Source organism: Methylobacterium sp. CM6257 (assembly GCF_054611515.1).
In genome coordinates this window covers 3,737,162-3,751,161 of the sequence record NZ_CM137735.1, presented here as the reverse complement: position 1 = coordinate 3,751,161, position 14,000 = coordinate 3,737,162, and the positions used below count along the sequence as shown (strand labels likewise).

Genomic DNA, 14,000 nt, shown 5'->3' with positions numbered 1-14,000 from the left:
GCCTCAGAGGTTGGGGTTCTTGGACTGGATCAGGCCGACCAGTGCACCGATGCTCGTCAGCTTCTCGATCTCGGCGCTCGTCATCCGGATGCCGAACCGCTCCTCGGCGGCCAGCAGGATGTTGATATGGCTCGACGAATCCCAACCTTCGACATCGTCGGCCGTCGTCTCCGGCTTCAGCACGATCGAATCGTCGGCGAGGAAATCACGAAAGATTTCGGTCAGGCCAGCGTAGATAGCGTCGTCCGTCATCGGTCCATCTTCACGAGTTGCATCGGAAAATCGTGGCGGTCGCGACCGCGCAGGTCGATGCGCCAGCGGGTGGCACCATCGTCGGCTGTGCCAACGGCACTGAACCCGAGGCGTTCGTAGTGATCACGCACCATGGCGTTTTTCGGGGTCGGCCGGTATTCCCCGACGAGCGCCGTGGCTCTCAGGCGCTCAGCCTCGGCGGCAATCACATCCAGCGTCGCCTCCTCGACCTGTCGCTTGAGCACACGGCAGCTCATCAGCCAAGTGTCCAGAACGAGGTCGGCGTCACGCTTGAAGCCGATGATCACGGCGATGATGCCGTTGTCTCCGAAGCGATCCTTGAGGCGGAAAGAGAGGCCGACCGCGGTGGGGTCGGCCATGATCGCGCGGATCTCTTCCTCGCCGTAGCGCTTGGTCGTCAGGTTGAACTGGTTCGTCTTGTTGATGAGCTGCACGACGCGGGTGAGGTTCGTAGTGTCGAAATGCGACCACTCCAGCGTCATCTCCAGGCTTCGGAGATACGAGGCTATGTCGGTTGCGCCTTCGAGAGCCGCCTCCCGTTCGGCGTTCTGCCGGTACTGTGCGGTGCGTTCGCGGTCCTCGGCCGTCAGGACCACACCCTCGAAATAGCCGGTGTCGGCGAGACATTGCGGGACCAGGGCCGGATCCTCCGGGACCTCCGGCACTGCGACCATTGGCAACGCGGCGCGGACGAGATTGCGCTCGAACGGGTTGTCGTCGACGAAGACGAGGCTGTCGAGGCCGATGTTGAGGCGCCAGGCGATCTCACGGAGGTTGGCAGCCTTGTCGTCCCAGTTCGCGACGAAGCAGGCGATGTCGCTGCGCTTCAACGCCATCTCCGGATGGCTGTCGAAGGGGGCGAGGGCGTTCGCCTCGTCGTTCTTGGAGCAGACGGCCAAGAGCATGCCGCGCTTGGCCTGATCGAGCCCGAAGCGCTGGAGGGCCAAGAAGGCCTCGCCGAGCGCGTCGCCGTTGCCGATGATGATGCCGTCGAGCCCGTCGTCGCCGACCACCCCACCCCAGAGGGTGTTGTCGAGATCGAACACCAGACACTTGGCCGTGAGCCCCTGCCGCGCGGCTAGGACTCGAGCGACCAGTTCGCCGTAGATCGGCGACATCGTCGGCGAGATCTCCTGCTTGGCGCGATGCCAGAGCATCGGATTGTGCCACGCTTCGATCCCGTAACGGGCGGCACCGTCGTCGACGGCAATGAGGTCCACGCCCGCAGCGTCCGCGCGTTCACGGATCAGAGCGTTCAGCCGCGCGACATATCGGTGCCTCGATCCGGGCAGGCGATGCTCGTTGCTTCCGAACAGGGCCGGGAAGATCGGCAGCACGGTCTGTTGCAGCACCCGGCAACCGAGCCGGTCCTGAGCGGCGCGCCAGCAGCGCTCAAGCCGGTCCGCCGACCGGCAAACCGCGTCTTCCGCGGCCTGGAGGTCGGCGAGGCCTTGAGCGCCCTGCGTGAGATGATGGGCGTCCAGGGCGAACAGGACGGCGTCGGGCCCGAAGGCGCGAAGCTCCGGGCTCGGAGCTTCGAGTTCCTGCATGTACTGCCCGTAATCAGGCTCGTGAAGCGCGAGCCAGATGCCCCGGCGCAGGGCAGCGACGCGAATAGCGGGGAACAGATGCGACTGCGTCGCCGACCCGAGAACGGCAAGACGCACCGGCCGCGTCGTCAGGTGTGCAGGAGGTTCCTTCGGAAACAGCTTGCAGGCTGCCGCATTGACCCGCGCGCTCTGGACGAAGTCGAGGTTCGTCCTCGCCATGGCGACAAGCTTCGACCAGGCGTGAGCAACGTCCTCATCCGCTAAGGCGTCCGAAAGACGGTTGCGCCAATCGTCGGGAGGCGTCGGAAGCCAGTATAGACCCTCGGTTTTCATACCGCGCCTTCTCAATGTCAGCCGAGGAACCTGATGTAGTACCTTACATACTGCTCCCATGTGACGATCCCGAACGGGGCGTAATTGTAGAGCCGGCCGGGACTCGCCCATTCGAGGCCGAGTTGCTCGGCGACAAGGGGATGGATTGGGACTTGCATCGTCGACCAGCCGTCGATCACCGAGAGCGGCGGGGTCACGCTGGGAAGCTGAAGCTTCTCGCAGCAATAGTTCATCAACGCGGCGTAAAGGAGCCCGCTCGGATGGCCCAGCCAATGGAAGAGCTGGTCCGTCCTGGTACGCTCCTTCACGAACTGACCGAGCCTACAACCATAGACACCGTCAATATGCGTCAGCAGCTCGTCCTCCATCTCCAGAAGGCGCGAGAAGTTCCTGTTGATGCCACGGACCTTCAAATCACGATAGGCGACGAACCGCTCTTCGGGATTCGGGATTTCTGTTCTCAATTTGCCGAGAAGCCCATCGGGAAACCGGACGTATCCCGCCTTCGCGGCATCCTCCTCTGCAAGCGTATCACGCCCATAGACGAGGCCATCGAACGGCCAAAGCGCCCGCCTCATGAGGTTCGGATATCCGAAGCATTGAACATGGTTCGGAACGTGATCGTCTCTGAATTTCTCGGCCTCGGCGATATTCTGAATGAATACCGCATGTGCCTCCTGCGTGATTTTCGCGATCTCAGGAGAGGGGCTCGGTGTTGCGTGCAATGCGAGATGGTGAAACTCGAAATCGTCGCTCAGATCGTCGACGGCGGAGAATGCCAAGGACAAATCATGTGCATTGCAGTTCCCAACGAACAAAACCTGTTTCCGGATTTCTTTCTTCATGCTTACCAAGCTCAAGACACCAACCCCACCCTTCACCAGCTCAAGAAATGTAACTACGCACAAATGAAATAAAATTTTTTAATTCACTTACCACAATATCCCGCATCAGAAAGAAAAAATCCCACTCCTGGGCGACCTGACGATACGCGAATTTGCATTCTATCTGCCACAATGTACGATATTGCCAATCTACGCGCATTCATTTAGATGACGCCCCAGCCTAATTTCTCTGTGGGGAGATATCGAGACGATTGCCGATACGTTCGTGGCGGGACATACGCCGTGCGGGAGGGTAGCTACCAAAGACAGCCGCCGAGCGCTACCTCAGAGTTGCATGCGCCACTTGAAGGCCTCCGCGGGAGAAGCCTCGAGCACGGCCCCATGATGTGGGATTATGGCATCTCGATTGTTCAGCCGCCTGGCGCGTCGCCTCTCTCGTGCTCGCAGTGAGGCGCCCCGCTTCGCTGCCAAGCAATCTGCGCCGGGGAGCTATGCTGGTCGATCCAGGCGTTCGTTGTCCCGTCGGCATGGACGGGACCAAACGTGCCGCGATGGCATGGCTGCCCGGCTCCCCGCGGCAAGCCTCTTCACGCGCCCCTGACCTAAGGTGCGTCTTATATGTACGCCAGCGCCTCAACTAAGAGCAGGCAGGTATGGAACGGACACAACGCCTTCTACGATCGCTCACGAAGGATGCCCGCGTCATCGAGGTGGGGCCGAGCTTCAATCCGCTCGCGCCCAAGCGGGACGGCTGGAACACCTTCGTCATCGACCACGCCTCGCGCGAGGATCTCATCGCCAAGTACAGCGCCCACATTGCGGTCGACACGGCGCAGATCGAGGAGGTTGATTTCGTCTGGCAGGGCGGCTCCCTGGCCGATGCGGTGCCAGCGGATCAGCACGGAACGTTTGATGCGTTCATCGCAAGCCACGTCATCGAGCACACCACCGACGTCGTGACGTTCCTGAAGGCCGCGGAGACTCTGATCCGCCCCGACGGGATCATCATTCTTGCCGTACCCGACAAGCGGAAGTGCTTCGACTTCTACCGGCATCCCTCAACTACGGGCGACGCTCTGGCGGCCTTCCTGGAGAAGCGCACCCGCCACGACACACGCACTCACTTCGAGTACGTAATGCGGACGGTTCACAAGGGTGGTGCGCCAGGCTGGCATGGCACCGACAGGCGCGAGGGTGTGATCGCCTGCTCGTTCGATCAGGCCAGCCAGCAACTCGAACTCGCCGCGCGGCCAGAATACATCGATGCCCACAATTGGGTGTTCGTGCCGTCGAGCTTCCGCCTGATGCTCATGGAACTCGCGGCGATGGGCTATCTCGATCTGCGCGTCGAGGAGATCGCTGAGGCGGAGGCGACTGAGTTCTATGCCTGGCTGCGCAAGGGCAAAGAAGCGCTCACTTCTGCCCAGCTACAGAGGTGTCGGCAGGAACTCATGAATTTGATGATCGTCGAGCTGGCAGAACAGGTCAAACAGCTACCCGAGAGCGTCGTTGTTGAAGTAACCGGCGACAAAATCTTACTTGATCGCCTCGCAGAAGCAGAATTTCGAACGGAAGCAACGCAAATCGTCCTATCGGCAACTCTCGCGAGCACTGGTCGGCGCGGACTGGACCGGAAAAAATTCAAGGCTCTGATTGCAGAGGCGAGCCGGTCGATCCCGAATAGCGGTCCGGCCTCTGTACAACACCACGTTCTGCTGAATGAGGCTCGGAAGGTGCTTGAGTCCGAGCAGTGACGCGGACGCCCGCGCGGCCGGCGGTGCGCAGTGTTCGCGCTGCCGTGAGGCGGTGGCCGGCTCAGCGATGCTCGCTCTGTCGGCACACGAGGCCGCGCGGAGGCTCTGAGACAGGCGTGTGAAGTCGGTGTCAGGCTATGGACGGCCGCCACACTGAGCCGCTGGCCTCTCATCCCTGGCCGCATCACGGCCCTGGAACCTGAGCTGCAGGAGGCAGGCGGACATGCTTTTGCCGTCTGCCGGTGTGAGTGGTGCCAAGGGCGTTGGCTCCGCGGCAACGGGGCCCCCGGGGTACACCACGTCCGAAGCCGCTGAAGCCGAGAAGCAGACGATGAACATGGAGCTCCGGAAAGCCAGGGGTACGCCGCTGAAGGCCGCCAGTCGCCAGAGGGCGATCACCGAGGCCCTGCAGCAGGTCACGCGCTTTGCAAATGTTGCAGATCGCAAGAAGGGCGTCCGCTCCTACCAGAGCCACGTCAGGGACGATCCCTGGATCCCGATCCTGTTCGTGATCTGCTTCGTGCTGCCGACCCTGGCCGGAGGCCTGTATTATGGGCTTATCGCCTCCGATCGCTACGTGACGGAGACTCAGTTCGCGATCCGGCCGGCGACAGGCATGGCCGATAAGGCGACACCGGACGAGGTAGGCACGAACGCTGGCGTCGTGAACTCGACGATCGCGCAGGACACCCTCATCACCCAAGAATACATCCACAGCCGTCCGATGCTGGAGACGATCGAGGCGCAGCTGCCAATTCGCGAATGGTTCAGCCGTGACAGTATTGACATCATATCCCGCCTCAATCCCGACAAACCCATCGAAAAGCGTCTTCGTTACTGGAAAAAAATGGTGGGTGTCGACGTCGAGTCGGCCTCTGGAATTATGTCCGTGTCAGTCGAAGCTTTCGATCCAGCAGAATCCATGGCCATTGCACAGGCCATCCTGACGGCCACCGATGAGATGGTGAACGGCCTCAGCGCGAGGGCGCGTGAGGATGCCGTGGCCGAGAGTGGACGAGAGCTAAAGCGCGCGGAGGAACGAGTCACCAAAATCAACACGGCACTGACCGAGTTGCGCAACCGCGAGGGTGTGCTGGATGCGGTGAAATCGAACGACGCGAACCTCGCGACGATCTCACAGTTGCGAGCCTCTCGGATAAACCTCGCTGTCCAGCTCGCGATCGGCCAACGCGATCTTGGTCCGGGAGCCCGTCACATCGTCGACATCAAGCAGCAGATCGCAAACCTTGACGATAACATCGCTCGCATGCGGCGGGAGGCTGCCGGTGAAGCTCCGGAGCAGAAGCGCCAGCTCTCCAGCGCCCTGACGCAATTCGAGGCGCTCGAGAACGAGCGGAAGGTCGCTGAGAAGTATTACGAGTTAGCGCGCAAAGCCAATGAACGCGCACGCATCATTGCGGCGCGTCAGGTCGAATTTCTAAGCCCAATCGTCCCACCGATAAAAGCCGAGTCCTCCACTGAGCCGCGGAGGATCCTTATGGTCAGCCTGATTACCGCTGGGGCCGCTGTGCTATTTGCTGCGGCGCTGTTCACACGAAAGATGATGACTGCTTGAGCTCGTGCCGTCTTGCAGAGGCGCGCCGCCCGTCCTCCGAGGTGTCGGTGCCGAAGTCCAGGCTTAAGCGCTGATTCGGCTTCTGAGATGCGGCGGCCGCAAGCGGGCCCTACGTGATCAGCGCCCACTTGCGGCCGCCGCGCCTTGCACCGGCAACAGCGCTTCCCGGCAGTAACCGGACGGCCACACCCGCAACTCGCCCGGCTCGCGCAGAGAGGCGCCACTCAAAGTGACGGCCTCTGATCTACTTCAGCGCATCAGCCCCCATCTGGCAGATCAACGCGTCCTGATCTCCGGTTCCGCCCGAGCAGCCAATCGCGCCTATGACCTTGCCGTCTGCCACTAACGGGATACCACCGGGCGAGGCCGCCAGATCGGGGTCGAGGGTACCGTAGTAGTTGGAACCAGCGGCATAGAAGTTGAAGAACACCCGGCTCTCGCGCCGCCAGCGCGCGGCTGTGCGCGCCTTGTTCTGCGAAATACGGATCGAGGCGAGCTGCGCCCCATCGAGGCGGGCGAAATGGACGAGTTCGCCGTGCGTGTCGACGACCGCGATGTTCATCGGCCAGCCGCGCTTCTTCGCCTCGGCTTCCGCGGCTGCGAGGATCGTCTTGGCCTGCTCATAGGTGACCGGGGCCCCGTAAGGCAGACCGAAAGGGATCTTCTCAGGCGTTCCTCCAGCCGGCGCCTGTGGCGGCCCCGCGGGCTTTGGAGGCTCGGTCGATTGCGCCAGAGCCGGTGCGCTAATCAGCGCAAGGCACAGAGCCAGAACGGGAACGGAGTACGGCGTCATATGTCTCCTCCAGCGCGCTGGCCTCTGCCGGGCTCATCGCGTGAGGTGAACCTAAGCCGATGCCGACAAGACGCCCATTCCGGTCGGCCTGATCTGAGACAGAGTCGGGGTTTCGTAGGGTGAAGCGAGGCAAACGGCTGGGCGGCCGCATCCTCGCAGCTCGCCCGGCTCGCGCACATCCCGACCGCGCCGCGATCCACCGGCTGCCAGCGTTGATCCGGAGGAGTCGTGCGGGCACTGTGTGCGCAATGACGGGAGGCCGCCTGTGAAGCTCCTCATCGAGCACCTGAAGGCGAAGGGCGACCTGAAGTGAGGCCGGTAGCGCCGGCGCTGGCACTGACTCTCGTGGGATCGGTCGCGCAAGCAGCGCCGGCGAACACACTGAACGATCTCTGGGCGGCTCTGGGCGCCTGTGCGCGAAGGGCCAGAGTCGCGCCCGAAGCGGCGGGATCCGAGGTCACCATGCTCTTCACCCTCAAGCGCGACGGTAGCCTGCAGGGCAAGCCTCGGATCACGTACGCACGGCTGATCGGCAACAATGTCGACCAGCAGGCATTCGTGGCCGCCTCGCTCTCTGCGATAGCCAGTTGTTTTCCGATCCCGATAACGGAGGGGCTCGGCGGAGCCATAGCCGGCCGTCCGATCCGATTTCGCCTCGTCAGCGGGTCGCATGATGCGTAAGAAACGCCACACTCCCCGCGTTATGGAAGAGGCGCTGAAGGCAATACGGCCGTGCCAATCTCAAAAAGCGCCCTAGTTCTCTCGCCCACAGATTGAGAGGAGAGCGCATGACCGGACTGCCGAGCCACGTCGTAGGCCATCGCGAGACTATGCAGGCAAGGGAAGCGGCCCGCCAGGAGAACGCAGAGCGGGTCTGGGCAGAGGTCGAAGCGGATCGGCGAGCTGTCGACGAACGGACGGCGAAGTTGCGTGCGCTGAGGCAGGCGCACGAGAACAGCCGGACCTAATCGCCCGCCAAGGCTGCGCTCGGCATCGCGAGGGCCCTGACGGGCGGACTGAGGGAGGCAACCGTGGAGGACGAGGACCGCGACTTCGAGCACTCGCCGCTGTCCGGCTCTTTCGGCCGCGACGGTGAAACCGTCGATGTCGAGATCTACCGCTATGCCGGTACGCAGGATCCCTGGCCGTTGGCCGTGATCGACTTATCGTCTGGCGGCTGCACGGCTTGGAACGAGACCTTCGCGACGGACCAGGAAGCCTACGAGGCCTTCGCCGAGATGGTGGAAGTGGACGGCATGGCATCTTTCACGGGCGTCGCGCCGCCCGTGCGCCACTGACCTCACCCCCGCCTCGTGGAAGAGGCGCTGAGGGCGGAGCGGGCGTAGAAAGCCTACAGATCCGCTGCGAGCGACTCGTGGGCCATTCGGCCCACCATCGCTTCGCGCTTCGCCTGACGAAGAACGATGTGAGCAGCCGCGCGGGCGTTTGCTGCGCGCAACTCGGCATTCGGGCCTCTGTCACGAAGTGCTCGCCACGCCATCGCGCGGAACCATCTGACGTTCGCGAGGGCGACGGCTCGTCGATATGCGGCGTCTCTTACCTCGACGGGATCCGGTGCAAGGATGGTCGACATTCGTGCAGCTCCGCAGAGGACGGCTCAGGAGCGCGCCCAGCTGCAGCTAGTTGATCCTCCTGCCGCAATGCGGATGTGATCATCCTCACACAGCCAGCGATATCGGCCATTCTCGAAAGCTTTGCTATAGCGGGGCTGCCAAGCCTTGGCTGGTCCCAGGACGCTGCTGGCAGGGTAACGTCCGACGTTGGCATCCTCTGAGTTCAGCTGGAGGGGTTCGGCATGTCTGAGGCACCCATCGTCATCCCAACCGAGACGCTCTCTCTCACATCGGAATGGAGGGAGGCTGCCGAGCAGGCGGCACGCAATCTGGGCCGGGGCAAGCCCCTCGCCGAGTTGTGCCCCGAGCATTGGCAACTCGTGCTGGCCAGCGTCACGGATAAGATGCGGGTGCGCGGCGCATCGCTCCCGCGCGGCTGGTGCCTCGCCCTCGCTCGGCAGGTCGGGCGTCAAGACGCTGAGGACCTGGCGGAGGCGCGCATCCTGGCTCTGCACGCAAAGCGCGAGGAGATCGCAGCCCACGTCGCGCGCGACCTTGGACTCGGAGATCTGGCCGGGCTCAGTCGAGAGGAGCGCGCCGCCGTCGATCAGCAGACCACCGAGACGATTGAGGCCTGCGCCCCTGCCTCTCCCGAGCCGGCCGACTGCTCGGATGCGGATCGGACGATGCGGCGGTTGCTCTCCGAACATCACGCGTTGAGCGAGCTGCGAGCCGACGAGGGTAACGCGCGGTTGACGGAAGAGGGCGAGGTGTTCGCACCCGAGGACGATGCCTGACAGCCGGACCACCGAAGCTCTGGAGGTCGCGGCGGGGCTGCCGGTCGAGGCCGCGGCGCTCGTCCGCGCGTAACCAGCGCGCCTCGAAGGCCGACGCGACCGTGCGGGCCTACACGTCCGACGCCCGGGTGTTTCAGAACTGGTGCGCCCGGTACGGATTTCGCTCCTTGCCGGCGAGCCCCGAGGCGGTGGCTGGCTTCATCGTCCACGAGGCGGGGGAGGGGCGGGCCGCCTCGACGCTCGGCCGCCGCATGGCGGCAATCCGGCATGCCCACACGTTGGCAGTGTCAGTGGGCGTTGAATACTCCCTGATTGTGGGGACCGAAAATTCCCTGGTTGGTGCCCTGGCCTGAGTGCGCGGCGGGCACCCCGCGTCCCCGGGCTTATCCATCCTCCGCCATCATGCCCGCCGATGCGTATCGGCCGGGAGCGACGAGGATGGTCCTGCTGGGAGAACTCCTCATGATCCTCGACCTGCACCGCCAGGGTCTGTCGATCACCGCCATCGCCCGCCGGACCGGGCGCGATCCAAAGACCGTCCGCAAGTACATCGCGCGCGGCCTCGAACCGCCCGCCTACGGTCCACGCCAAGCCGGACGCCCGAGCAAGCTCGCCCCCTACCTCGTCTATCTGCGCGAGCGCGTCGCCGCCTTTCCTGATCTCAGCGCCGTGCGCCTGACCCGCGAGCTGCGGGAGCGCGGCTATACGGGGGACTACACCGCCGTAAAGCGGTTCGTGGCCGCGATCCGGCCGCCCGAGGCCCAGCCCTACGAGGTTCGCTTCGAGACGCCCGCCGGCCAGCAGGCGCAGGTCGACTTCGCCCGCTTCGAGGTCTCCTTCACGGACACACCGGGCGCGACCTGCATCGTCTGGCTGTTCTCGCTCGTGCTCGGCCATTCCCGGCATATCGAGGCACGCTTTGTCCTGCATCAGGACCTGCAGACCCTGCTGCGCTGTCACATCCAGGCGTTTGCCGCGATGGGCGGCGTGCCGATCGAGATCCTCTACGACCGCATGAAGACCGCGGTCACCGGCGAGGAAGCGGACGGCCACATCGTCTACAACCGATCCCTGCTGGCGCTGGCCAAACACTACGGCTTCCTGCCGCGTGCCTGCCGCCCCTACAGGGCCAAAACCAAGGGTAAGGTCGAGCGGCCGTTCTCCTACATCCGCCAGGACTTCTTCCTGGCCCGCTCATTCCGCAACCTTGACGACCTGAACCTCCAGCTCAAGGTCTGGCTCGACACCGTCGCCAACGTTCGCCTGCACGGCACCACGCAGCGGATCGTCTCGGAGGCCTTCGCCGCCGAGAAGCCCGAGTTGCAGCCGCTGCCGGCCGTGCCCTTCAATGCCCTGCTCAAGCTGGAACGGCGCGTCAGCCATGACGGCCTCGTCTCGATCGGCGGCAACTACTACAGCGTGCCGGACCGGACGCGGCGGGTCGTCGAGGTGCACCAGCTGCCCGACACGATCCGTATCCTCGACGGCGGCCGGCTCGTGGCGAGCCACCCGATCCTGGAGGGCCGGCGACAGTACCGCGTCGATCCCGACCATCGACAAGGCGCGGCCGCTCGGGCCATGCGGCACGGCCATCCCGACAGCCTGACGATCGGTTGCCGGGGCGATCACGTCGCCCGGCGCTCGCTGTCGGTCTACCAGGCCGTCGGCGAGCGGCTCGCCGCCGGGATCGAGGGCCGGTCATGACCCGCGCCGCCCCCTCCCATGCCACCACGACCCTGGACAGCATCAAGCGCAGCTTGGTCGGCCTGCGCATGCCGCGCGCCCTGGAAGTCCTCGACGCCGCGATCCGGCGCATCGAACAGGGTGAGATCGACGGCATCTCTGCCCTCGACGAGATCCTGACCGAAGAACTGACGTTGCGCGAGAACCGCCGGGTGAAGACCGCCCTGCTCGTGGCACGCCTGACCACGATCAAGACGCTGTCGGGCTTCGACTTCGCTTTCCAGCCCTCCCTCGACCGGGAGCGGATCATGGCGCTGGCGGAACTGACCTTCATCGATCGGGCCGAGGTCGTCCATCTCCTCGGCCCGCCCGGCACCGGCAAGAGCCATCTCGCCACGGCGCTTGCCGTCGAGGCGGTAAAGGCCGGGCGCAGCGTCGTGTTCTCGACGCTGGCTGATCTGATCGCTTCGCTGGCCAAAGCTGAGCGCGACGGCGCGTTGCGCGAGCGGATCCGCTACCTCAGTCGGGCCTCCCTCTTGGTGGTGGACGAGATCGGGTACCTTCCCGTCGTTCCGGGTGGGGGCAACCTGTTCTTCCAGCTCGTCAACGCGCGCTACGAGAAGGGCGCGATGATCCTGACCTCGAACCGCGGCTTTGCCGAATGGGGAGAGGTATTTGGCGATCCCGTGGTGGCCACGGCTCTGCTGGACCGCCTGCTTCATCACGCCGTCGTCGTTCAGATCGAAGGAGCGAGCTACCGGCTGCGCCAGCATGGCGAACTTGTGCCCGAGCACGTCCGCTCGAAGGCACTCATCACCCCACCGCCCCCTCCACGCCGCCGTGGCCGGCCACCAAAGAGCGCGACCCTCGATCACAGCGCCGGCTGATCACCGTCGACCACCAAACCCGCCGATCAGGGAATTTTCGATGCCCATAATTGCGGAGACTTCGGTGCCCGTTGACAGGCAGGCCTGCCTGACCCCACGCAGTATGAGGGCATGCGCGCCGGCCATGAAGGGCGCGCGGCGCAAGGTCGGCGCCGCCCCGACACAAAAGGCCGCCGCCACCGCGGAGGTTCTGGCGGCCCTACTGATGCGCACGCCTGACACCCTGACCGGCAAGCGGGACCGAGCCCTGCTGGCGCTCGGGATCGCGGGCGCCTTTCGCCGGTCCGAGTTGGTCGCTCTCGACGTCGCGGATCTGGTCGAGGATCCCGAGGGCCTGCGGGTGCGGGTCCGCAAGAGCAAGACGGATCTGGAAGGCCGCGGTTCAGAAAAAGCGATCCTGCATGGCCGCTTTAGCCGGCCCGTCGCCCTCGTGCGGGAATGGCACGATGCCGCCGGCATCACGGACGGGCCAGTGTTCCGGCCGGTCTCGCGGTCGGGCAACGTTCGCAGGGGGAGGGCGTGCGACAGACCACCCAAGCCGTGGCCGACATCATCAAGAAGTACACGGCCGCCGGCCTCGACCTTCGGAGCTCACTCGCTGCGGGCCGGGTACATCACGACGGCGGCCGAGCGCGGCGCCGATCTCGCCCGGATCATGGATCAGTCTGGCCACCGGGATCCTCGCACGGTGGTCGGCTACATCCGGAGGGCGAACGCCTTCAAGGGACACTCGGGGAGCGGGTTCCTGTAGCTCGGCTCAAAACCTGAGTTCCACAAGAGCGAAAATCAGGCATCAAAATGCGAACGCCCCCTGAACGGGAAGCTCCTGAAACGTTGCCGACGTCGCGGCCAGTCTGATCGGGCCGGGTAAAGGCTCTACCCCAGCAGCCTATAACTGTCGGTCTTACAGGCGTCAAAGCCGCATTGCAGAAAAACAGACACGACGTTGATGACGCTGAGCATGATAACGTACAGTCCTGTCCAACGAGCGATGCGCACCACTTTCGGGGACAGATCACCGCGTCGTAGCTGCAGCTCGCCGACAACAGCAATCTGTATAGACAGAGCCGAAATTATACTCAGGGCGATCAGCACCGACCAGACCGGCATGTGAAGTCCAAGCACGGCACTTCCGACGTAGCTATGACCCGGCCGTGGGTAGATGTCGATTAGGGTTTGACGCCCCGAGATGAACAGCAAAAAGACAGCAGAGACGAGGGCAAGACCGACGCCCCTTGCCCCGTTTTCCAACTGGAGATGGTGTATCAGGCCAAAGCAGATGCCGAACATGGCGACGCGCTGCAGAAGACAGAGCGCACAGGGGATTTCACCATATCCGTACTGTAGAACCATGGCTGCAGTGAGAATGGCGGCAAGCACTAAGAGCAAGCCGATAAGACCTAGATTGCTCAACTTGGCGATGAGTTTTCCGCCTTTGATATTAGGTTGAAGCACCGATGTACCTACCATTGCAGCCATGGCATGCGAAAGCCATGAGATGGGCTGTAGATCTCAAATAAATATAGCCCCAATGACATTAACATACTGATAGCAAATGCGGCTAGAGACGTCCTGCGGCCGCCGCGTTGCAAAATTGATAGCGCCACCATCATGGTGGCGAAGCACAGAACCATCACAACGGACTGCCTTCTCTGGCCCTCGTAGAAGGATGTTGTGGCTCGAGCGGCCGCCTCACCTGGGGTGGAGTTTGGCCCGGTTTCGCAGGATGCACTGCGGCTTAGCAGGGCGAAGCACGACTTATCTACAACGCTCAGTCCTCAGGCGCGACGCAGGTCCCCATAAAAGCCTTCCGTTCTGGCCCTTCCTTGAGCTTCTGATCGTCTGCCCGCTGTCGACAGCGATCTAACACGGCAGGGTCAACAGCCGGTGCAGCCTCCTCGCCGGCAGAGGGCGTGCGTGCAACGGGCTTTCGAA

The 14,000-nt window shown here is 63.6% G+C and carries 14 protein-coding genes; 9 read left to right on the top strand and 5 right to left on the bottom strand.

Annotation, left to right across the window (positions count from 1 at the left end):
* Positions 1-3: 3 nt before the first annotated feature.
* The 3 genes from ACYCO6_RS18405 to ACYCO6_RS18395 all read right to left on the bottom strand — a co-directional run bounded on the left by ACYCO6_RS18405 (position 4) and on the right by ACYCO6_RS18395 (position 3,001).
* On the bottom strand, positions 4-252 hold the full coding sequence (locus ACYCO6_RS18405; protein WP_459761978.1) for an acyl carrier protein: 249 nt from the start codon (positions 250-252) through the stop codon (positions 4-6).
* Positions 249-2,042: an HAD-IIIC family phosphatase gene (locus ACYCO6_RS18400; RefSeq protein ID WP_459761976.1), complete on the bottom strand. Its 1,794-nt coding sequence runs from the start codon at positions 2,040-2,042 to the stop codon at positions 249-251. The genes ACYCO6_RS18405 and ACYCO6_RS18400 overlap by 4 nt, the downstream gene beginning before the upstream one ends.
* 131 nt (positions 2,043-2,173) lie before the next feature.
* Positions 2,174-3,001, bottom strand: coding sequence for a WcbI family polysaccharide biosynthesis putative acetyltransferase (locus tag ACYCO6_RS18395; protein ID WP_459761974.1), 828 nt, complete (start codon positions 2,999-3,001; stop codon positions 2,174-2,176).
* A gap of 653 nt (positions 3,002-3,654) precedes the next feature.
* Here ACYCO6_RS18395 and ACYCO6_RS18390 point away from each other — a divergent pair.
* Both ACYCO6_RS18390 and ACYCO6_RS18385 read left to right on the top strand, forming a co-directional pair.
* Entirely contained in the window at positions 3,655-4,755 is a 1,101-nt protein-coding gene (locus ACYCO6_RS18390) for a methyltransferase domain-containing protein (protein ID WP_459761972.1), read from the top strand.
* A gap of 331 nt (positions 4,756-5,086) precedes the next feature.
* Entirely contained in the window at positions 5,087-6,331 is a 1,245-nt protein-coding gene (locus tag ACYCO6_RS18385; protein ID WP_459761970.1) for a capsule biosynthesis protein, read from the top strand.
* A 244-nt stretch (positions 6,332-6,575) separates the two neighbouring features.
* Here the strand turns inward: ACYCO6_RS18385 and ACYCO6_RS18380 are convergent, their stop codons facing one another.
* Entirely contained in the window at positions 6,576-7,124 is a 549-nt protein-coding gene (locus ACYCO6_RS18380) for a GlcG/HbpS family heme-binding protein (RefSeq protein WP_459761968.1), read from the bottom strand.
* A 462-nt stretch (positions 7,125-7,586) separates the two neighbouring features.
* On the opposite strand from ACYCO6_RS18380, the gene ACYCO6_RS18375 reads away from it, so the two are divergent.
* The 7 genes from ACYCO6_RS18375 to ACYCO6_RS18345 all read left to right on the top strand — a co-directional run bounded on the left by ACYCO6_RS18375 (position 7,587) and on the right by ACYCO6_RS18345 (position 12,816).
* Positions 7,587-7,805, top strand: coding sequence for a hypothetical protein (locus ACYCO6_RS18375; RefSeq protein ID WP_459761966.1), 219 nt, complete (start codon positions 7,587-7,589; stop codon positions 7,803-7,805).
* Positions 7,806-8,155: 350 nt separating this feature from the next.
* Positions 8,156-8,422, top strand: coding sequence for a hypothetical protein (locus ACYCO6_RS18370; RefSeq protein WP_459761964.1), 267 nt, complete (start codon positions 8,156-8,158; stop codon positions 8,420-8,422).
* A 518-nt stretch (positions 8,423-8,940) separates the two neighbouring features.
* Positions 8,941-9,495: a hypothetical protein gene (locus tag ACYCO6_RS18365; RefSeq protein ID WP_459761962.1), complete on the top strand. Its 555-nt coding sequence runs from the start codon at positions 8,941-8,943 to the stop codon at positions 9,493-9,495.
* Between the two features lie 101 nt (positions 9,496-9,596).
* The gene (locus tag ACYCO6_RS18360) at positions 9,597-9,848 is read left to right on the top strand and encodes a site-specific integrase (protein ID WP_459761960.1); all 252 of its coding nucleotides are present in this window, start codon (positions 9,597-9,599) and stop codon (positions 9,846-9,848) included.
* A gap of 85 nt (positions 9,849-9,933) precedes the next feature.
* Entirely contained in the window at positions 9,934-11,199 is a 1,266-nt protein-coding gene (istA, locus tag ACYCO6_RS18355; protein WP_459761958.1) for an IS21 family transposase, read from the top strand.
* The gene (istB, locus tag ACYCO6_RS18350; protein WP_459761956.1) at positions 11,196-12,065 is read left to right on the top strand and encodes an IS21-like element helper ATPase IstB; all 870 of its coding nucleotides are present in this window, start codon (positions 11,196-11,198) and stop codon (positions 12,063-12,065) included. Before istA ends, istB begins: the two co-directional genes overlap by 4 nt.
* A gap of 64 nt (positions 12,066-12,129) precedes the next feature.
* Entirely contained in the window at positions 12,130-12,816 is a 687-nt protein-coding gene (locus ACYCO6_RS18345) for a site-specific integrase (protein ID WP_459761954.1), read from the top strand.
* A gap of 125 nt (positions 12,817-12,941) precedes the next feature.
* On the opposite strand, the gene ACYCO6_RS18340 is transcribed toward ACYCO6_RS18345, so the two are convergent.
* Complete coding sequence (locus ACYCO6_RS18340; protein WP_459761952.1) at positions 12,942-13,544, bottom strand: disulfide bond formation protein B; 603 nt, start codon at positions 13,542-13,544, stop codon at positions 12,942-12,944.
* Between the last annotated feature and the right edge of the window lie 456 nt (positions 13,545-14,000).

What these genes read in the sequence shown, in the direction of transcription:
- ACYCO6_RS18405 (WP_459761978.1), bottom strand. Translation starts at nt 252, where the DNA reads ATGACGGACGACGCTATCTACGCTGGCCTGACCGAAATCTTTCGTGAT.
- ACYCO6_RS18400 (WP_459761976.1), bottom strand. Translation starts at nt 2,042, where the DNA reads ATGGCGAGGACGAACCTCGACTTCGTCCAGAGCGCGCGGGTCAATGCG.
- ACYCO6_RS18395 (WP_459761974.1), bottom strand. Translation starts at nt 3,001, where the DNA reads ATGAAGAAAGAAATCCGGAAACAGGTTTTGTTCGTTGGGAACTGCAAT.
- ACYCO6_RS18390 (WP_459761972.1), top strand. Translation starts at nt 3,655, where the DNA reads ATGGAACGGACACAACGCCTTCTACGATCGCTCACGAAGGATGCCCGC.
- ACYCO6_RS18385 (WP_459761970.1), top strand. Translation starts at nt 5,087, where the DNA reads ATGAACATGGAGCTCCGGAAAGCCAGGGGTACGCCGCTGAAGGCCGCC.
- ACYCO6_RS18380 (WP_459761968.1), bottom strand. Translation starts at nt 7,124, where the DNA reads ATGACGCCGTACTCCGTTCCCGTTCTGGCTCTGTGCCTTGCGCTGATT.
- ACYCO6_RS18375 (WP_459761966.1), top strand. Translation starts at nt 7,587, where the DNA reads ATGCTCTTCACCCTCAAGCGCGACGGTAGCCTGCAGGGCAAGCCTCGG.
- ACYCO6_RS18365 (WP_459761962.1), top strand. Translation starts at nt 8,941, where the DNA reads ATGTCTGAGGCACCCATCGTCATCCCAACCGAGACGCTCTCTCTCACA.
- istA (WP_459761958.1), top strand. Translation starts at nt 9,934, where the DNA reads ATGGTCCTGCTGGGAGAACTCCTCATGATCCTCGACCTGCACCGCCAG.
- istB (WP_459761956.1), top strand. Translation starts at nt 11,196, where the DNA reads ATGACCCGCGCCGCCCCCTCCCATGCCACCACGACCCTGGACAGCATC.
- ACYCO6_RS18340 (WP_459761952.1), bottom strand. Translation starts at nt 13,544, where the DNA reads ATGGCTGCAATGGTAGGTACATCGGTGCTTCAACCTAATATCAAAGGC.